Below are 19,961 nucleotides of genomic sequence, written 5' to 3' on the forward strand. Positions count from 1 at the left end.
TTTAAATAGGACCACCTCCTATCTTCGAGCCCTGTAAGGGCGATACATTGTGATACAGGATGTTACCGGTGCCGCCCTTACAGGGCTTAAAGAGGGTAGGAAGCCGTTTTCCTTAACCCAAGGCTCACGCCTTGGGCTGAGATCTGCCGGGCTTACAGCCCTAAGACAATGTCGCTAAATCATCATTTATGGTTCAATATAAAACCTGTTCCTCTGTGATCCCGCGTCGGAGCGCGAGAACGGGATAGTTCACTTTTGTCAAATAATGCGCTTTCCCAATTTAGAAAAGGCTCCATGCTACTGTCAGCCCTGCCATGACGATGGCGACCATGCTCATCAATTTGATCAGGATGTTGAGGCTGGGGCCGGAGGTGTCTTTGAACGGGTCACCGACCGTGTCGCCTACGACAGTTGCGCGGTGGGCGTCGCTGCCTTTACCGCCGTGGTTGCCTTCTTCTACGTGTTTCTTGGCATTGTCCCAGGCGCCACCGGCATTTGCCATAAAGATGGCTAATACGAAACCTGTACTCAAGCCGCCGATCAACAGCCCTACCACTCCGGTAACACCGAAGATCAGTCCTGTAATGATCGGAGCAATAATAGCCAACAGGGAAGGAACAACCATCTCTTTTTGTGCGCCTTTGGTTGAAATGGCAACGCAGCGGGCATAGTCCGGTTCTGCTTTCCCGGTCAGTATTCCCGGTATTTCGCGGAACTGGCGGCGTACTTCTTCCACCATATGCCCGGCGGCACGTCCGACTGCGTTCATCGTGAGCCCGCAGAACATGAATGCCATCATGGAACCCAAGAACATGCCGGCCAGCACTTTCGGGTTCATCAGTGTAACATCGTAATAGACCATGAAATCGGAGAAGGAGGCTTTCGATACTTCGATAGCCCTGCCGTCTGCAAATTGCAGGACCGTTTCACCTAACCGGAGTAATCCTATTTTTATCTCTTCCACGTAGGATGCCAGCAAAGCCAGGCCCGTTAAGGCTGCCGAGCCGATCGCGAATCCTTTGCCTGTTGCGGCGGTAGTGTTGCCCAACGAGTCGAGCGCATCCGTACGTTTGCGCACTTCTTTACCCAAGCCGGACATTTCCGCATTGCCTCCGGCATTGTCGGCGATAGGTCCGTAAGCGTCCGTAGCCAATGTGATACCTAATGTCGAAAGCATACCTACAGCTGCGATACCGATGCCATACAGCCCCATGCCGATATTGTTGAAGTCGAATCCGGATGCGAAGAGGAAAGAACAGATAATACCTACAACTACGGCCAAAACCGGGATTGCTGTAGATAACATACCCAGTCCGAGCCCGGAGATAATAACGGTTGCCGGTCCGGTCAGCCCGGCTTCGGATACTCGTTGGGTAGGTTTATAAGATTGGGATGTATAGTATTCGGTCGATTGTCCGATCACGATGCCGACCAGTAGCCCGACGATAACCGAACAACTGATCCAGAACCAATTATCCAACCCTAACAGATAAAGAATCGCGAAAGTCGAAATGGCGATTAATACGGAGCTGAGGTTCGTGCCGATCGCCAATGCTTTCAACAGCTGGCGGATGCTTGCGTTCTCATTCGTGCGGACGGCAAAGATTCCGATGATCGACAGTACGATCCCTACCGCTGCAATCAGCATCGGTGCCACGACCGCTTTGTATTGCATCTCCACATTCCCGGAAGCCACAAAAGCCGCAGCTCCCAAGGCGGCGGTAGCCAGGATGGAACCGCAATAGGATTCATAGAGGTCGGCGCCCATACCGGCTACGTCTCCCACATTATCCCCCACGTTGTCGGCAATAGTCGCCGGGTTGCGCGGGTCATCTTCCGGGATGCCGGCTTCCACTTTCCCGACGAGGTCGGCGCCTACATCGGCCGCTTTCGTATAGATACCGCCTCCGACGCGGGCAAAGAGCGCCTGTGTGGAAGCGCCCATCCCGAAGGTCAGCATGGTGGTTGTTATGATTGTCAGTTTATGCGTGGCATCCATCGCGTCTGCCGGAATACATATATTTAACAGTATATACCAGAACGAAATATCCAGCAGGCCGAGCCCTACGACTACCAATCCCATTACGGCACCACTACGGAAAGCAACCTGCAGACCGCTGTTCAATGAAGAACGGGCGGCATTGGCGGTACGGGCGGAAGCATAAGTCGCTGCCTTCATCCCCAGGAATCCGGCCAATCCGGAAAAGAAGCCTCCGGTAAGGAACGCAATCGGCACCCATTCGTTCTGTACCCCGAATCCATACGCCATGATGGAGAATAAAACCACCAGGGCGAGAAATACCGAAGCGACAACCTTGTATTGCTGTTTCAGGTACGACATAGCCCCTTTACGGACATGCTGGGCTATCTTTGCCATTAACTCGGTCCCTTCACTCTCTTTCATCATCTGCCTGAAAAAAAAGCAGGCAAATACCAGAGCAAGTATAGATGCTACCGGTATGATCCAAAAAATAGGTGTAATCATAGCAATGAGATTTAAATTTAATATGGTTTTAATCGTTTTGACACTTAGTGTCTTACGAAGCTTCATTGTCCTCCCGTAAATATAACGAAAATAAAGATGTGGAGAAACTTTTTCGGAAATAATAATGTTTCATTCTAAAAAAAACAGCATATTTGTCACAGAATAAGAATTAAAACGCAAATGACGGAAGAAACGAACCATAAGACCTATAAACTTGGCTTGGCTCTGAGTGGCGGAGGAGCGAAAGGTTTTGCCCACATCGGAGTTTTTAAATTGCTGGAGGAGTGCGGTCTGGAACCGGATATCATTGTCGGGACAAGTGTCGGTTCGTTAATGGGGGCTTTATTCGCCGACGGCTATACGGCCGACGAGATAAAAGAACTGTTTACCGGACGCGAGTTTTCGGAATTCGCCCAGTTGCAGATCCCGAAATCGGGACTGTTCGACAGCAAACGGTTCCGCCATTTCCTCCGGCGTCATTTGAGGGCTAAAACGTTTGAAGAACTGAAAACCCCTTTGGTTGTCATGGCTACCGATCTCGATAATGGGGAGAGCCATGAGTTCCGTAGCGGCCCCATCGTCGAGGCGGTGACGGCTTCTTGTAGTATTCCGATTATCTTCAGCCCGGTTGTGATAAACGGAGTGCATTATGTAGACGGAGGTCTTTTCCATAATTTCCCGGTTTCCATCATTCGTGAGGAATGTGAGCGTATCATCGGCGTGAACGTCAGTCCGCTGATACCGCAAAAATATAAGCAGACGCTCTATCACATTGCCGAGCGTTCTTATCATTATATGTTCCGGGCCAATACACTGGAAGACCGTGAAATGTGTGATGTATTGATTGAAGCCGAAGAATTCGGCATGTATAAAACGTTTGACCTCGAGAATGTGGAACAGATCGCCAATATCGGATATGCGGCGGCTGTCCGGGCTTTCGAGATCGTGATAAAAGAAAATAAGTATGAAACCTTGGTAAACGCAATTATGGCGAGACGAAACAATGCCTTAATGCCGTAGTCGTTCCGGAACGTTCCTGTGTTTACCAAATTAAACTAAGTAGACAAATAGCGCAATGAAACAGACGAATAAGATAGTCATATATCAGGTCTTTCCACGTTGGTTTGGAAATCTGAAATCATCCTTGGTGAAGAACGGCAGTAAAGCCGAAAACGGAGTTGGAAAATTTTCAGACTTTACGCCTCTTGCTTTATCTAAAATAAAAGAATTGGGCACTACCCATGTGTGGTACACCGGAGTTATCGAACATGCGACGAAAACCGATTATACGGCTTATCAGATACAGAGAGACCATTCGGCTGTCGTTAAAGGAAATGCCGGTTCGCCTTATGCAATCAAAGACTATTACGATGTCGATCCCGACCTGGCAGGCCAGGTGCCTGACCGGATGGGTGAATTTGAGGCATTGGTCAAGAGGACGCATGATGCCGGCCTGAAAGTGATACTCGACTTTGTACCCAACCACGTAGCCCGCCAATATCATTCGGATGCCAAGATGGCGTATGTGGAAGATCTGGGGCAGAAAGACAATACCTCGAAAGCGTTCGATCCGAACAATAACTTTTACTATGTACCGGGGCAGACTCTCTCGTTGCCGTTCGGAGCACAGCAGGAAGATTTCGAATACAGCGAATTTCCCGCCAAGGTGACAGGCAACGACCGTTTTGATGCTTGTCCGGGACGGAATGACTGGTACGAGACGGTCAAGTTGAATTATGGCGTGGATTACCTGAACGGCCGTACTCCGCATTTTGATCCGGTACCCAACACCTGGGTGAAGATGCTCGATATCCTGCTGTTCTGGGCGGGAAAAGGCGTGGACGGCTTCCGTTGCGATATGGCGGAAATGGTCCCGGTGGAGTTCTGGAACTGGGTGATTCCGAAGGTGAAGCAAGCGCATGACGTCTGCTTTATCGCTGAAGTCTACAATCCGGCGGAATACCGTAATTACATCCAGAACGGGCATTTCGATTACCTCTATGACAAGGTCGGGCTTTATGATACGGTACGGGCCGTCATGTGCAACCAGGCTCCGGCAAGTAATATTTCCACTTGCTGGAAGTCGCTTGAAGGAATCCAGCAGAATATGCTGAATTTCCTCGAAAACCATGACGAACAGCGTGTCGCCTCTTATTTCTTCGCCGGCGATCCGCGTCCGGGTATCCCGGGAATGATCGTGTCGGCCATGATGAATACCAACCCTGTGATGATCTATAGCGGGCAGGAATTGGGAGAGCCGGGTATGGATGACGAAGGGTTCAGCGGACGTGACGGACGGACGACTATCTTTGATTACTGGAGTGTCGCCAGCCTGCGTAACTGGATCAATGAAGGCGCTTTCGACGGAGGAAAGCTGACTGCCGAACAACGCCAGTTGCGTGAAGCTTATGCAAAGATTTTAAATATTGCCAAATCGGAGCCGGCCATAACGGAAGGCGTTTTCTACGACCTGATGTATGCCAATATGAGCAATCCGTATTTTAACCCGCATCGCCAGTTTGTTTTTATGCGTAAGTATAAGAATGAAGTCCTGTTGGTAGTCGTTAATTTCGACAAGGCGGAGCAGACGGTGCGCGTCCAGATTCCGAACGGGGCTTTTAAGGCTCTTGATTTCGAAGACAACAAGGCGGCAGTCCTGACCGATTTGATGACGGGAGAAAGCACTGTCAGTACGCTGACGGCAGCCTGGCCTTACCAGGTGGTCTTGCCGGCCTATTCAGGTCGTTTACTGAAATTTACATATTGAATTGATAATGGATAATTGACAATTGATAATTACTTTTTTGATAATTGTCAATTGTCCATTGTTCATTGTCAATTGTTTTGTACCTTTGCACCCACAATTCAAATCTATTTACTTAAGATAAATATTCGGAATAATGAGTGCACAAACTCCTTTCTTGGTGTTTTCGGGAACCAACTCCCGGTATCTTGCAGAGAAAATTTGCAAAAGTCTTGGTTGTCCGCTGGGGCAGATGAACATTCAACATTTTGCCGATGGAGAGTTCTCCGTTTCTTACGAAGAGTCTATTCGTGGCCGCGATGTTTTCCTGGTACAATCAACGTTCCCTAACTCGGATAATCTGATGGAGCTTCTCCTGATGATTGATGCGGCTAAACGTGCTTCTGCACATTCTATTATCGCAGTAATTCCTTATTTCGGTTGGGCCCGTCAGGACAGAAAGGACAAACCGCGTGTATCTATCGGTGCGAAGCTGATTGCCGATATGTTGAGTACGGCCGGTATCAACCGTTTGATCACAATGGACTTGCATGCTGACCAGATTCAGGGATTCTTCAACGTTCCGGTGGATCACCTGTATGCCTCTTCAGTATTCCTGGATTATATTAAGACATCTTTGCCGATGGATAACCTGTGTATCGCTACACCGGATGTCGGCGGTACGAAACGTGCCAGCAGCTACTCCAAATATCTCGGTTTGCCGATGGTTATCTGCCACAAATCCCGTTTGCGCGCCAACGAAGTTGCAGAAATGCGCATCATCGGTGAAGTGGAAGGATTGGACGTCCTTTTGATTGATGACATGGTAGACACTGCCGGTACGATTACGAAAGCGGCTAACCTGATGATGGAAAACGGAGCTAAATCCGTACGCGCTATCGCCAGCCACGCTGTTATGTCTGACCCGGCTTCCACACGTGTAGACGAATCAGCTTTGACTGAAATGATCTTTACCGATTCTATTCCTTATGCAAAGAAGTGCGAAAAGGTAAAAGTCCTTTCAATAGCCGATATGTTTGCCGAAGCGATCCGTCGCGTATGCAGCGGTGAGTCTATCAGCTCTTTGTATGCTATTTAATTAGTTTCAATATTATAAAAAAAGGCTGCGATCTTAGGATGTGCGGCCTTTTTTATTTCCGTATAATTGCTAACTTTGTGAGCGTGAAAAAGGGCGATGGCCTTCTCGCTTAATTCTTTAGACCATGAAGAAAAAACGTTATCTCTTGAATCTCCTCCTTTTGTCAGTCTGTACATTCAGCTATGGACAACAGGATTCTATTGTTCCTTTCAAAGATGCTTACAAACGTATTTACAATGTGACGAAAGTTACAGATGTCAAACCTGTGATAGACGGAAAGCTGGATGAATCCTTCTGGACGGAGCAGGGGGAATGGTCCGACCGTTTTGTGCAGATTATTCCTTATGAGCGCGAAATATCACCTTCTCCTACGCGGGTAAAGCTCTTTTATGACGATAAATATATATACGTAGGCGTGTATTGTAAAGATGCTGTTCCCGGAAAGATGAACCGTTTTATCGGGAACCGCGACGACAACAGTATGGGAGACCTGATCAGTGTGGCTTTCGATACATATCATGATTACAGGGCTGCCCCGGAGTTCAATATTAACCTGGGCGGGAATAAGACCGACCTGATCGTGACGGATAAGTTGAATGTGAACCGGAGCTGGAACGCTGTTTGGGAGGGAAGGACACATGTGAACCTGCCGGATTCGAGCTGGACGGCGGAATTGCGCATCCCCTTCAGCCAGCTTCGCTACAACCAAGAGTCGGCCGACGGCATCTGGGGGCTTCATGTTCGCCGCATTATCAGGCGGAATAACGAAGTGCAGAACTGGAGTATGATCCCCTTGAAGAATAACGGGCATGTGTTCTCTTTCGGGGAAATGCACGGCATGACCGATCTGCCGAAACCGCGCGGAATAGAGTTTCTGCCCTATGTGATGGGTAAGTACCGGAGCGAGCCGAAGATTCCCGGCAGCCCTTACCAGAAAGGGCATAGCTGGGGCGGTAATGTCGGTCTGGATGCCAAATTTGCGTTGTCCGATTTTACGCTGGATATGACGATAAACCCCGATTACGGACAGGTGGAACTGGACCCTTCGGTGATGAACCTGACGGCCTACGAAACGTTTTACGACGAGAAGCGTCCTTTCTTCCTCGAAGGAAAACATATCCTGGACTTTGCCAACGGCAGCGACATGATGTTTTACACGCGCCGTATCGGTGCCGCTCCTTCCTATACGCCCCCCGGTATCGATAACGTCAATAGCTTTGCCAGCCGGAAAGAGAATATCCCCATTATCGGCGCTTTGAAGCTGACGGGGACGAACCGCAAAGGCGTAACGATCGGAGTCGTACAGAGCCTGACAGCGCAATCTTCATCGAAGGTGACGCTTAACGGGATGGAAGATAAAGTCGTGGTCGAGCCTTTGACCAATTACACCGTTGCCCGTGTACAGAAAAACTGGGAAGGAAATACGCTGTTGGGAGGAATGATCACGTCGGTAAACCGTGCATTGGACGAGCCGCATCTGAAAGACTTCATGGTCCGTAATGCCTTTACGGCAGGGATCGATTTTACGCAGTATTTCAAGAACCGCTTATATTATGTTGAAGCCAAAGCAATGGTGAGTTCCCTGAATGGGAGCAAGGAGGCGATCCGTGCATTGCAGCAAAATGCCGTACACTATTACCAGCGTTCGTCTTCCGCCGATTATCTGGGTGTCGACCCGGAACGGCGTTCACTGAGCGGCACGGGCGGTTATCTGAAATTAGGACGGAAAGGGAATGCCAAATGGGCTTTTGCCGAGACGTTTAGTTGGTCGTCTCCGGGCTTCGACCTCAATGATATCGGTTATCTGAAACAAACCGATAACCTGTCTAATGAAACGGAGATCGCTTACCGGCAGACGGATATCTGGAAAATGTTCCGCTATAACGCTTTCACCCTGACGCAACGGAATCAATGGAATTACGGCGGGACGCCTTTTTATAACCATCTGGCTTTGAAATGGCAGACGATGACGATGAGCCGGTATGAGTTGATCGTGTCGGAAACATTCTGCTGGAACAATCTGGACAGCCGCCTGCTTCGGGGAGGACCGGACGTGCGGTTCAACCCTTATTTCCTTACCTCTGTCAAGTTTAATACGGATAAGGCAAAACGGGTGAGGCTGACGCTGCAATATGAAGGGAACTATAATCTGGACGGGTATAACCGCCTTAACACATTTACGCCGGAACTGACATTCCGGTTGGGAAACCATATCTATTTGTCCGGACAGTTGAATTATGCCTGGAATACGGACAATATGCAGTTTGTACAGGCTACACCCGAAAGCAGCACAGCGCCTTATGTGACAGCTCACATGGACCAGAAGACTTATGGGTTGACAATGAATCTGCAGGTGAACGTAACGCCTGATATTACGATACAGTTCTACGGCTCACCGTTTACTTCTACGGCTAAATTCAAGGATTTCAAGTCGATGACGAATACGACTTCCCATACTTATGAAGATCGTTTCCGTCCGTTGTCGGATGAAGAAATGTCTGTTATAAAGAATAAACCTGATTTCAGCTTTAACGAGTTCCGTTCCAATCTGGTAGCCCGTTGGGAATATCTGCCCGGTTCGACCTTGTATTTTGTCTGGGAACACAGGATGTCGAACCGCGACAGTAAATATCTCTCCGGTTGGGGGAATAACCTGGACCGTATGTTCGGCCTTCCCGCAACGAATACGTTTATGGTCAAGATGAACTATTGGTTTAACTTATAGTCTAAAATAGATCGGAATTGTGTTCCATGTAATAATCGACATCCTCTTATTTTTCTTCGTCGATAATCATGCCGCTGCCGAGACAAAGATGGTGGTCTTTGTCGTACACTACGCCGTACTGCCCGGGGGCGATTCCCTGTATTTTGTTGTCCGATTCGATACGGTACAGGTCGCCGATACGGCGTATGCGGCCGGGCGTGAAGTCCGGCGTATGGCGGATCTTGAACGTGATTTCTTTCTCGTCCGTGAAGTCTCCCCATGGGTCTTCGGTGATAAAGTCGAAGCCATGCATATTGATTGTCTTGCCGTACTGCGTTTCCGGATCGTAACCGTTGGAGACGTAGATGATATTCCGCTTGATGTCCTTTTTGATGACAAACCAGGGACCGCCGCTCAGACCCAGTCCTTTGCGCTGCCCGATGGTGTGGAACCAATAGCCGTTGTGCTTGCCCAGCACTTTACCCGTTTCCAGTTCCACGATCTTTCCGGTACGTTTGCCTAAGTAGCGTTCGATGAAATCATTATAATTGATCTTACCTAAGAAACAGATACCCTGGCTGTCTTTCCGCTTGGCGCTCGGCAACTTCTGCTGCTCGGCGATGGCGCGGACTTCGCTTTTCATCAGGTGGCCTATCGGGAACATCAGTTTTTGTATCTGCAGGCGGGTGATCTGGCCGAGGAAATCGGTCTGGTCCTTCACCGGGTCTTTGGCGGTGGAGAGCCATACTTTTCCGTCGATCTCGGTCGTTGTGGCATAATGGCCTGTCGCTATCTTGTCGAAATCCTTTCCCCATTTGTCTTCGAAGCAGCCGAACTTGATGTATTTGTTGCACATCATATCCGGGTTGGGGGTGAGGCCGCGCTTGACGGAGTCGATGGTGTAGCTCACCACGCGATCCCAATATTCATCGTGCAAAGAGACGATCTCAAACCGGCATCCGTACTTCTTGGCTATATAAGAGGTGATCTCGATATCTTCTTCGGCGGGGCAGTCTATATATCCGTCCTTGTCTTCCATTCCGATGCGGATATAGAAAATGGTAGGATCATATCCTGCCTCTTTCAACTGGTGGACTACTACGGAGCTGTCGACTCCTCCCGATACTAATGCTGCAATTTCCATAGATATAATTAAATAAGAATCAGACAAAGGTACGGTAAATTTTTTTATATCTTTGTGTTTTCAGTTAATCTCAATCAATAGAACCGATATGCATATACGTTACTCCGCTTTGTTATTATCCGCCCTGTTGCTGTCGACAGATGTTTATCCGTGTACGGTTTATGTGCTGCCTCAAGTTCAGGAAGTACCTGCCTCCAATCAGTGGAAAGGAAAGAAAGTCGCTTTCCTGGGCGATTCGATAACCGATAAAATCCATGTCGGGACGGCGAAAAACTACTGGCAGTATCTTTCGGAACTCTTAGGCCTGGAATCCTTTGTTTACGGCATCAACGGCCATCAGTGGAACGGTGTGTTGAGACAGGCAGAGAAATTGCGGACGGAGCGGGGAGACGACATCGACGCGATCCTGATTTTTGCCGGAACGAATGACTATAATGCCGGTGTCCCTTTAGGCGAGTGGTACACCGAGAAGCACGAACCGGTCGAGGTGTCCGGCCCCAAACAGGAGGTACGTAAACGGCGGACGCTGCAAATGGACGAACAGACGTTCCGGGGGCGTATCAACCGCGTCATGTCTTATCTGAAAACGAACTATCCGACCAAGCAGATCATCCTGCTGACACCGATACATCGCGGATATGCCAGATTCAGTGACAATAATATCCAGCCGGACGAATCCTACCCGAACCGGATCGGCCTGTATGTCGATGCGTACGTCGACGTGATAAAGGAAGCCGCCAATGTCTGGGCCGTTCCTGTTATCGACCTGAACAGCATCAGCGGACTTTATCCCGTAAATGATTCCCATACCCGCTACTTCCACAAAGAAGACACGGACCGCCTGCATCCCAATGCCGACGGGCATTACCGGATGGCAAAGGCGCTGATGTACCAACTGTTGGCTTATCCGGCTGACTTCGAATAGGGGATAGCTCTTGCCTTTTACATATCGATATATCCCTTCAACGCATTTACATAATCTTCGAACGCTTGCCGGCCGACAGGCGTGATCCGGCAAGTTGTCCGGGGTTTCTTTCCGACGAAGCTCTTTTCAACTTCGATGTAGCCGGCTTCGCTCAGTTTGTCTATCTGTACACTCAGGTTACCGGCGGTGGCCTCTGTTTTTTCTTTCAGATAGACAAAGTCCGCTTCCTCCACCGAGAGGAGGATGGACATGACGGCCAGCCGTAACTGCGAGTGGAGTAGAGGGTCTAATTCTTTGAACATGCTTGTTTGGCTTTATGATTAAGGATATGTCCCGGAATAATCATCATAATTACGAACGATAATCCGAAATAGAGATACCATAAGAGAGTCACCGACTCATCGTGTATCAGCATTGTGAGCATATAAATACAAAAGACAAATGCGACTATCGGCGAATAAATCATCCAACGTTCCTGAATAATAATGCCCGTAATCGAAACGCCGAGGCCACAGTAAAGCAAGGATAAAGGCAACATGATGATGAAATCTGCCTGCCGGTATAAGAGGATTTCAATTACGCCGGATGTGATAAAAGTAAAAGCGAACATCCAGCCCAGCACACGCCAAACCTGGTTTATTACTTTGTCTGTATAGGTGACGACAGCCGCCGGCTTCTGCTTTTTCTTGTAAGCGATAAGCGGCCATACTCCGAATAGGAACATCCAGCCCCAGGTCCATATAAATGAGTGGGTCAGGGTTATCAGGACGAACAACGCGATGGACAGCCCGGCCGTGCAATATCCCCAATATAGAAACTGGTTCCCGTTGCCGACTTCCATGTTCTGTTTGCTGGAATGAATCATCTGTGTGATAAGCTCCAGACTTTCTTTCTCTGTTAATCTTTTTTCTTCCATGATTTTATCTTTTTTCTTTTTATTCCTTCCACATTCCGTTCAAAGATAATGTGGTTTATGTTATCTCTTTATATTTTTTATTCTATTTTTCTTTTAGCCGGTTGAATTCACTTTCCGAACTGCGCTCTATCGTCTTCTTCGCCACTTTTTTCCCACTGTTGAAACTCCATGAAAGCGAAACCTTGAAAATGCGTCCGGCACTGCCCTCTTTGTAATGGGACTCGGTTTTGTAAGCATCCAGGTTGTTGACGTAATTGTTATAGCGGTTGAAGATGTTGTTGACACCAGCCGTGACGAGCAACCTTTCATTCATGAATTTCTTACGTAGCGTGAAGCCGAGCGTATGACGGGGCGCCACTTCGCTGTTTCCGGAATAGAGGCGGCTTGCTCCTCCGTATTGAATTTCCATATTGTAACCGGCAGGCAGGTAGAAGGTCGCGGTGGCATTGGCAAACATCAGGTAATGTTTGGCTAAAGCGGCCGACTCCGACATCCTGATATCTTGTTTCACACCTATGAAATTGGCTGTCAGGTTACACCAGCGAACCGGTTGGAACGGAAGATTGACGGCTATGAACCAGTGATTTTCCGTGCTATGGTTTTCGGGTGTGATATAGGAAATGTCCGGATCGTTTGCATCCTGTTTGCAAAATTCGCGGATGAGGTTGTGATGCAGGTTCCCGCCCACTGTCACCGTATATCGGTACTGGTACACCCACGTTAAGTTGAAACGGTTGATATAAGTCGGCTTTAGATACGGGTTTCCTATCTGGTAACTGTAGTCCGACAGTTGGATGTGATTGGGACTGAGTGAATGGAACGCCGGCCGCTCGATATTCCGGGAGTATTGCCCGACAAGCATAGACGTTTTCAGACTGTTGAACGCATAGGAAACATTCAGGTTCGGGAACAGGTCGAAATAGTCCCGGCGGATGTTGTCGTTACGGTTCGACGTCCGTGTATATTCCCCTCTCAGCCCTGCGACGAAAGACCAGCGGCCCGTCCCTGCTGAAAAAGAACCATATCCGCCGACGATGTTTTCCCGGTAGTTGAGGACGTATCCATAAGCGGGGTTCGGCTCCCACAATTGTCCGGACAAGCCTTCGTAGCACGAGTTGTCGTTCACATCGGTAAACGTATATTTTATACCGGCTTTCAGCGACATCCCTTTTTTGAGGTATCGGGAAAGGGACAGGTCGGATGTGACAATGTCGTAGGTCGCGTCGGCATTACTTCTGTATGTAGTGTCGCTTTGTCCTCCCATAGCTTGCCTGAGGACGAAATAATCATTGTTACCCGTTGATTTCTTACCTGCATAGTCGACAATGAGTTTGATCAGTGAACCCTGGTTGTCCAGTTTATGCAGGTAGTTGGCCGTGGCCGTAAACGTGTTGTATTCGTTTCTCTGGAAATATTCCCCCATGCTGTTGACCGGGAAATTTCCTTTTACCAGCTCCGTCCGGCTGTAAGAATTCGCCTTTGAGCCTTGTCCGATATATTCGATTTCTGCTCCGAAACTATTCAGGGTATCCGCATCCCAGGTAATACCGAGACGTCCGGTTCCGTAATTCGATCGGTTCTCAAACCGGGACAGGCTGGAGAAGCGGGTGTCGTCTGTCGTATATGAGCGGATGGAATTCATATCGCTCTTATCCTTCGGAGTGAAAATTCCGGAAGCGGCGGCGTTAATATTCCATTTCCCCATGCGTGCATTCAGGCTGGCGGACGGCATATAGCGGTTTAGCGAAGAGGCTACGGCTGTACCCATTAATATGTTTCCCTGCACGCCGTTATCCTGCCTGCGCCGGAGTGCGATGCGGATGACTCCGCCACGTGTACTGGCGTCGTATTCGGCTCCGGCAACCGGTATCACCTCGATCTGCCTGATATCTTCCGATTTCAGGGAACGCAGATAAGAGAGCAGTTCTTCGCCGGTCAACTTGATTTCCCGGTTGTTGACAAAAACTTTCGTGCCCGAAGCGCCGTTGATGGATATCTGGTCGTCCGATAGCCATACGCCCGGTGCTTGCGAGAGCAGTTCCGTTCCGTCTTTTCCGCTGGTGGGCGAGATGTTGACGATGAAGCGGTCGGCCTTGCGCTCGATTTCCCTTGCCTGTACGACTACTTCTTTCAGGGCATAAGCCGCCGGTTGCAGGATAAAGGTTTCGCGGGTAGGGGCGGATAGCCGGAGCTGCTTTCGTTCCGTTTCATATCCGATGCATTGTATGATTAATGTATAATCCCCTCTGTCAGCCTTCAATGCGAAGTCCCCCGCATCGTCGGTTGTCCCTCCGGCTATTTGCCTGTCGCCTTGCAGAAGGACAACAGTCGCATAGTCAATCGCATCTCCTCCGGAATTGTGTATCTGGCCGGAGTAGGTCACCGTGCCTGCCTGGCTGCGGACTTTCCCCGGAAGGATTGCCATAGCCAGCAGGATCAGGAGTAAAACTCTTTTCATGGCTCTATTCGTTGGTCGGGTAATACAATTTCAGGCTGACTGTCTCTTCGTCCTGCTTCGGTTTGCAACTCTTCATTGCGTAGCCTTCGGCCGGCTTTTTGTCTTCCGTGAAATCCATTTTCCAATTATCGTTTTCGTCGTGGAAAACCGATAGTTCGAATTCGTCCCATTCTACATTCTCTAATTTGACGATGGCTGTCCCGTTTTCCGCTTTAGCCATTCCGTAAACCGGTTTGCTCTCTTTTCCCTGTTGGGCCATGACCATGACATTCCCTTTATCGCCCCGTACATGACTCACCTTTACGATGATTGTTCGTGCCATTACTGAACTGCAACTGAAAATCAGCGCTAAAATGCTTGCTACTATAATTCGTTTCATCTCTGTACTCTTTTAAATCGTGGATAAATAAGTTTATAATATAAACCATATATGGATTAAAAAAGTGCAAGGAGCTGCGCGTTTCTCACCTGCACGCTGCAAATATAAAATGGTTTATGATGTAAACCAAATAAAAAGAAGAAAATCTTTCAATTATTTTCAAAAAACCTCCGAGATGCCAATCTGGACAGCTTGTTTCCGGTTGTTTTGAGATGATAAAGCGTTGTCCGACTGAAAGTCGTCAGTCATTTAGTTGCTTCCTATGGAAAAAACGTGTAGTTTTGATGAGATAATTCTGAAGACTAATTTTAATTGTAGTATTATGAAAAAAGTATTGACACTATTTATTGCTCTGTTGGTGAGCACAATTGCTTTTGCACAACAGTCGCTTTGGGGAGGTGGAACACTTGTCTCTCCTGAAATCCATGAAAATAATACGGTTACATTCCGTTTCCGTGCACCTAAAGCGATAAAGGTACAGGTAACCGGCGATTTTCTGTCTAATCCTTCTGTTGCCGATTTGAAAGAGGGGCCGGAAGGTGTCTGGGAATATACCACACCGGAACCGCTGGCTCCTGAACTGTATAACTATTCTTTTATCGTGGATGGTTTGAAGATGCCGGACCCCAGTAATATCTATCTGATTCGTGATGTGTCATCGCTGATGAATGTGTTTATCATCGGTGGGGGACGCGCAGATTTATATAAGGTGAATGCCGTACCGCACGGAACGGTTTCCCGCCTGTGGTATGACAGCCCGACGTTAGGAACGACCCGGCGGATGACTGTTTATACGCCGGCCGGTTATGAGAAAAGCGGCAAGCGATATCCGGTCTTCTACCTGCTGCATGGTATGGGCGGAGATGAGGAAGCCTGGGTGACATTAGGACGCGCGACTCAGATTTTGGATAACCTGATTGCCGAGGGAAAAGCAAAACCGATGATTGTCGTTATGACGAATGGCAACGCGGCCTTGGAAGCGGCTCCCGGTGAATCTTCCCTGGGACTGGTGCCGCCGACGACTAAATTGCCTAAGACAATGGAAGGCTCTTTCGAAGCGGCTTTTCCGGATGTCGTGAAGTTTATCGACGCGAATTACCGTACAGTCAAGAATAAGTCCGGCCGCGCCATTGCCGGCTTGTCGATGGGTGGTTACCACTCTTTGCATATCTCCAAACAATACCCGGATTTGTTCGATTATGTCGGTTTGTATTCAGCCGCCATTTGGCCGGGCAAAGATGTGGAATCACCTGTATATAAGGATATGGAGAAAAAGCTAAGCGTGCAGTTTGCCAAGAAGCCGGCTCTTTATTGGATCGCTATCGGCAAGACCGATTTCTTGTATAAAGCAAACACTGATTACCGCAAACTCCTCGACGATAATCATTACCCCTATACCTACTACGAAACAGACGGTGGCCACATCTGGCGCAACTGGCGTATTTACTTGTCGGAGTTTGTGCCGATGTTGTTCAAGTAGTCGGTCGGTATTGGTTATTTCTTTGGATAATATAATATCTTTATATTTGCAACTGAACAATAAGCAATTATCATCATGTATTATAACAGACTGATAGATACATATCTGGCAGAATGGGCTTCGCGCTCAAGCCATAAGCCAGTATTACTTCGAGGTGCCCGTCAAGTAGGTAAATCGACTGCTGTACGACATCTTGGAGAACGATTCGAGAACTATGTAAAGATAAATTTTGAAAAGCATCCTGAGTACAAAGTCCTTTGCAGGAATTGATTATGTAACGTCACGTGGTCTGGCTGTTTTACCCATAGAGGTAAAGGCCGGAACACAAGGCGGCATGAAGAGTCTCTGGTACTTTATGCGTGAAAAACATTTGACAGAAGCTGTGCGATGCTCTCTGGAAAACTTTGGAACATTTGACTATACGGACCCTATAGAAGAGGGTGCGGTACGTCATGTACATATTTGTCCGATATATGCCATCTCGCAGATAAATAAGTGAATAGCCTTGTTATGAAACTTAATGGATTTTTTGAACTTAAATTAATATGGTTAGATTATGAGAAGAAATAGAGTCTTTGTTTTTTTACGTTTCTTACTGGCTATTCTCTTGTTGTGGATGCCTAAAAGTTATTTAAAAGCAGAAGAAACCGGATATGATTTGACAAATGGCAAATTGACAATTCTGACAGCTGATGGCTTTGTACAGTGGAACGATGCGAATAGCGGGCAGAGGCAGTCTGTGACAAAAATTGAAATTGCGGAGGGAGTACGAAGCATCCCTGTTTATGCCTTTCAAGATATGAAACGACTTCAAATGGTTAAGATACCGGCTTCTTTGGATACGATTGGAGGGGCTGCGTTTTTTAGATGCATGCGTTTGTCAACCGTACAGTTTACGCCAGGTTCTAAATTAAAGATGATTGGGGCACACGCTTTTAGAAAGACTGATTTGCGGTCAGTCTTTATTCCCGCTTCAGTAAAAGAGATCCGAAATTCCGCTTTCAAAGAATGTTTACGCTTATCATCTGTGACGTTCGCAGAAAAAAGCTCATTGAGAATCATTGGCGAATGGGCTTTTTCTCAAACTTCGCTTGTTTCGGTGTCTATACCTGCTTCAGTCAGGGTAATAAAAAAAGCAGCATTTCTGGAATGTCGTCATTTGTCATCGTTGAAATTTGCACCCGGCATTGATCTCAAAAAAATATCGGCAGGGGCTTTCTCTCTTACTGCTCTTAGGGCTGTGGTCATTCCGGAATCGGTGATGGTGATTGATGAGCGTGCATTTCGTTATTGCAGGCGATTGTTGTCTGTGGAATTTTCAGGTTTTGGTTTAAAAGAGATAGGAAGTTTGGCTTTTGCCGAGACTGCGCTTCGATCTGTGACTATTCCGGCTTCGGTGCAAATCATTAATAGTGTCGCTTTTTTGGATTGTAAAAATCTATCGTCTCTCTATTTTTCCAAAGATGCAGACTTGGGATGTATTGGCATAGCTGCTTTTTATGGCACGAATGTTGAATCGGTGGTTATTCCTTCTTCGTTGGCAACGATTGAAGTTGGTGTTTTCTCGCATAGTGGTGTGCGGTCTGTTTCCATCCCCGAATCAGTCGAGATTATTAAAAATGGAGCTTTTTCTTATACAAGGTTGGAGTCCGTTCTCATCCCCAAATCCGTAAAGGTTATTGGGGATGAGGTGTTTTCTAATTGTCTTGAACTAAAAGAAATAGAATTTATGTCTTCAAAAGCTCCTGAAACCTTTGGCGAAGATGTTTTTAATAACTGCCTTTCTTTGACAACCATTCGTATTCCGAAGGATGGGAAAGGTTATTCCGGTTTTAACTGGGAGAAATATGAACGGTTCATAAAGCGTAAATCGGATAATGTCGCGTAGTCTGATTGTGATCCTTTTTTTGTAATTCGAAGATGTAAAAAGTGGCAACAGGAGTAAAAAAAGGAGGGGGCTTATTGTAAAAAACGTCTTGAAAACCTCCTTTTGAGGCTTCGAGAAGTGTCTTCCCGACGATTGTTTTCCGGTCGAAAAAGCGCTTTCGGACCGGTTGTTTTAGTGAAATATGCAATTTTTCCAAAAGACGACCGTCCTAATCGCCACCGCGACCGTGCTAATAGGTAGTGCACTCGGCACCTCGCGAAGATTAGGACGGTCGTAATGGCGATTAGGACGGTCGTAATGGAAAAGAACTGCCAGTTTACCGAAAAATAGCCTCCGAATCCTTGCCATATTCCTGTCCCTTCCCCTTCATGCTTTCAAATATTCGATTCTCGGGGAGTTAAGCTTTATCGGAATGTCGGGAAGTCTCTGTTCCGGTTTGACAAATGTCATCCTTTTTGAACGGGCTGCGCAGGTCACCGGTTCGTTTGTCACGAAAAGGGCTGTTTCGATAGCGAAAAGTCAAATTGAAATCGTTCGTTTTTTGAGGTGAAATAGAAAAATAGGGGGTTATTGTAAATCCTTGTATATTGCAACTTCGCCGAGAGGCAGGAACAGGAATTGCAGAAACTTGTGTGGTTCTTCAAGGAAACAGTGTTATGGCACTAATAACTTTTAGATTACAGTTGAATTCCGCTCTCAAAAACAGCTGGAAATCAAAAGTTAAGAGATGCTTGTTGTTATGTTCTTGAGAAAATTTATACTTTTGCATTATAAATCAAGAATCAATTTACCATTAAGATAATGGTTACAATCTATCTGTGAGTTCATACATGGAAGCAAAAGACCGGCGTGAGGTGATTGATATTGTTAACTGAATGCAGATATTGCCCAAACGGTGAAGTGTATTGACGCACTACGTGCGGATTTGATGCTATTATAAAGGATATTGAGGGATACGTTATGAATAATGAAATGAAACGGATTATTGAACAATCTTTATATAAAGAACTTGTTGAAGCGATTGGGAGGGCTTTGAGCGAAGGACGTAATAAAGCTATCCAAACAGTAAATGCTACCTTGGTGAAAACCAATTGGCAGATAGGGCACTATATCGTAGAATATGAACAGAAAGGAAAAGAACGAGCCGAATATGGGGCGGAGTTGTTGAATCGCCTATCGCGTGACCTGACAGCTGCATACGGCAAAGGTTTCAGTCGGAGCAACGTGTTTCAAATGAGGCAGTTTTATTTAACATTCCCAAAAATCCAGACACTGTCTGAACAATTGAGTTGGAGCCATTATTTAGAGATTTTAAAAGCAAATGGCGAATTAGAAATAAGTTTCTATGCCAAGCAATGCGAAATTGAGAACTGGAGTGTGCGTGAGCTGAAACGACAAATGAAAAGCTGTCTCTTTCAACGGTTGGCATTAAGTAGAAATAAAGAGGAAGTTTTGTCATTGAGCAGACAAGGACAAGAGGTGCAAAATCCGCAGGATATTGTGAAAGACCCTTTTGTGTTAGAATTTGTAGGTATCCCCGAAAAGCAGGTTTACTTGGAAGGCGAGTTGGAAAATAGGTTGATAGCCAATTTGCAGGACTTTCTTTTGGAGCTTGGCAAAGGTTTTGCCTTTATTGGGCGGCAATACAAAATCAATATCGGTTCGCGTCATTTTTATGTTGATTTGGTGTTTGTGCGATTTGTTTATACCAAAACCATAAGTTCTCTTATGGGTGGGTAT

General features: G+C 47.1%; 15 protein-coding genes. 9 read left to right on the forward strand and 6 right to left on the reverse strand.

Features of this window, described 5'->3' with window-relative positions; all coding sequences use genetic code 11:
- Window positions 1–280: 280 nt before the first annotated feature.
- The gene (locus DWW90_RS19715) at window positions 281–2,485 is read right to left on the reverse strand and encodes a sodium-translocating pyrophosphatase (RefSeq protein ID WP_122346199.1); all 2,205 of its coding nucleotides are present in this window, start codon (window positions 2,483–2,485) and stop codon (window positions 281–283) included.
- Between the two features lie 180 nt (window positions 2,486–2,665).
- Between DWW90_RS19715 and DWW90_RS19720 the strand changes: the two genes are divergently transcribed.
- The 4 genes from DWW90_RS19720 to DWW90_RS19735 all read left to right on the forward strand — a co-directional run bounded on the left by DWW90_RS19720 (window position 2,666) and on the right by DWW90_RS19735 (window position 9,052).
- Window positions 2,666–3,505: a patatin-like phospholipase family protein gene (locus DWW90_RS19720; RefSeq protein WP_122331860.1), complete on the forward strand. Its 840-nt coding sequence runs from the start codon at window positions 2,666–2,668 to the stop codon at window positions 3,503–3,505.
- A 55-nt stretch (window positions 3,506–3,560) separates the two neighbouring features.
- Window positions 3,561–5,252, forward strand: a complete 1,692-nt coding sequence (locus tag DWW90_RS19725) for an alpha-amylase family glycosyl hydrolase (protein WP_122346200.1) — start codon at window positions 3,561–3,563, stop codon at window positions 5,250–5,252.
- Between the two features lie 133 nt (window positions 5,253–5,385).
- Window positions 5,386–6,327: a ribose-phosphate pyrophosphokinase gene (locus DWW90_RS19730; RefSeq protein ID WP_115501193.1), complete on the forward strand. Its 942-nt coding sequence runs from the start codon at window positions 5,386–5,388 to the stop codon at window positions 6,325–6,327.
- Between the two features lie 124 nt (window positions 6,328–6,451).
- Window positions 6,452–9,052 (forward strand): DUF5916 domain-containing protein, encoded by a 2,601-nt coding sequence (locus DWW90_RS19735; RefSeq protein ID WP_233547840.1) that lies wholly within the window; start codon window positions 6,452–6,454, stop codon window positions 9,050–9,052.
- Between the two features lie 46 nt (window positions 9,053–9,098).
- On the opposite strand, the gene mnmA is transcribed toward DWW90_RS19735, so the two are convergent.
- Window positions 9,099–10,175, reverse strand: a complete 1,077-nt coding sequence (gene mnmA, locus DWW90_RS19740; RefSeq protein ID WP_115501203.1) for a tRNA 2-thiouridine(34) synthase MnmA — start codon at window positions 10,173–10,175, stop codon at window positions 9,099–9,101.
- 88 nt (window positions 10,176–10,263) lie between these two features.
- Between mnmA and DWW90_RS19745 the strand changes: the two genes are divergently transcribed.
- A complete protein-coding gene (locus tag DWW90_RS19745) occupies window positions 10,264–11,100 on the forward strand; it encodes an SGNH/GDSL hydrolase family protein (protein WP_122346201.1) in 837 nt (278 codons plus the stop codon).
- A gap of 17 nt (window positions 11,101–11,117) precedes the next feature.
- Here the strand turns inward: DWW90_RS19745 and DWW90_RS19750 are convergent, their stop codons facing one another.
- The 4 genes from DWW90_RS19750 to DWW90_RS19765 form a co-directional block, all read right to left on the reverse strand.
- Window positions 11,118–11,402 carry a transcriptional regulator gene (locus DWW90_RS19750; protein ID WP_115501195.1) on the reverse strand — a complete coding sequence of 95 codons (285 nt, stop codon included), beginning with the start codon at window positions 11,400–11,402 and terminating at the stop codon, window positions 11,118–11,120.
- A complete protein-coding gene (locus DWW90_RS19755) occupies window positions 11,387–12,016 on the reverse strand; it encodes a hypothetical protein (RefSeq protein WP_122346202.1) in 630 nt (209 codons plus the stop codon). The genes DWW90_RS19750 and DWW90_RS19755 overlap by 16 nt, the downstream gene beginning before the upstream one ends.
- 82 nt (window positions 12,017–12,098) lie before the next feature.
- Entirely contained in the window at window positions 12,099–14,474 is a 2,376-nt protein-coding gene (locus DWW90_RS19760) for an outer membrane beta-barrel family protein (protein ID WP_122346203.1), read from the reverse strand.
- 4 nt (window positions 14,475–14,478) lie between these two features.
- Entirely contained in the window at window positions 14,479–14,853 is a 375-nt protein-coding gene (locus tag DWW90_RS19765; RefSeq protein ID WP_122346204.1) for a DUF2141 domain-containing protein, read from the reverse strand.
- A 322-nt stretch (window positions 14,854–15,175) separates the two neighbouring features.
- On the opposite strand from DWW90_RS19765, the gene DWW90_RS19770 reads away from it, so the two are divergent.
- The 4 genes from DWW90_RS19770 to DWW90_RS19795 form a co-directional block, all read left to right on the forward strand.
- On the forward strand, window positions 15,176–16,333 hold the full coding sequence (locus tag DWW90_RS19770; protein WP_122346205.1) for an esterase: 1,158 nt from the start codon (window positions 15,176–15,178) through the stop codon (window positions 16,331–16,333).
- Between the two features lie 75 nt (window positions 16,334–16,408).
- Window positions 16,409–16,603 (forward strand): AAA family ATPase, encoded by a 195-nt coding sequence (locus tag DWW90_RS21040; protein ID WP_122346206.1) that lies wholly within the window; start codon window positions 16,409–16,411, stop codon window positions 16,601–16,603.
- 286 nt (window positions 16,604–16,889) lie between these two features.
- Window positions 16,890–18,221 (forward strand): leucine-rich repeat domain-containing protein, encoded by a 1,332-nt coding sequence (locus tag DWW90_RS19785; RefSeq protein ID WP_122346207.1) that lies wholly within the window; start codon window positions 16,890–16,892, stop codon window positions 18,219–18,221.
- Window positions 18,222–19,193: 972 nt separating this feature from the next.
- On the forward strand, window positions 19,194–19,961 hold a 768-nt coding region (locus tag DWW90_RS19795), incomplete at its 3' end, for a PDDEXK nuclease domain-containing protein (RefSeq protein WP_233547842.1).

The sequence above is a fragment of the Parabacteroides sp. AF17-28 genome (assembly GCF_003479205.1).
In the GTDB taxonomy this organism is placed as follows: Bacteria; Bacteroidota; Bacteroidia; order Bacteroidales; family Tannerellaceae; genus Parabacteroides; species Parabacteroides acidifaciens.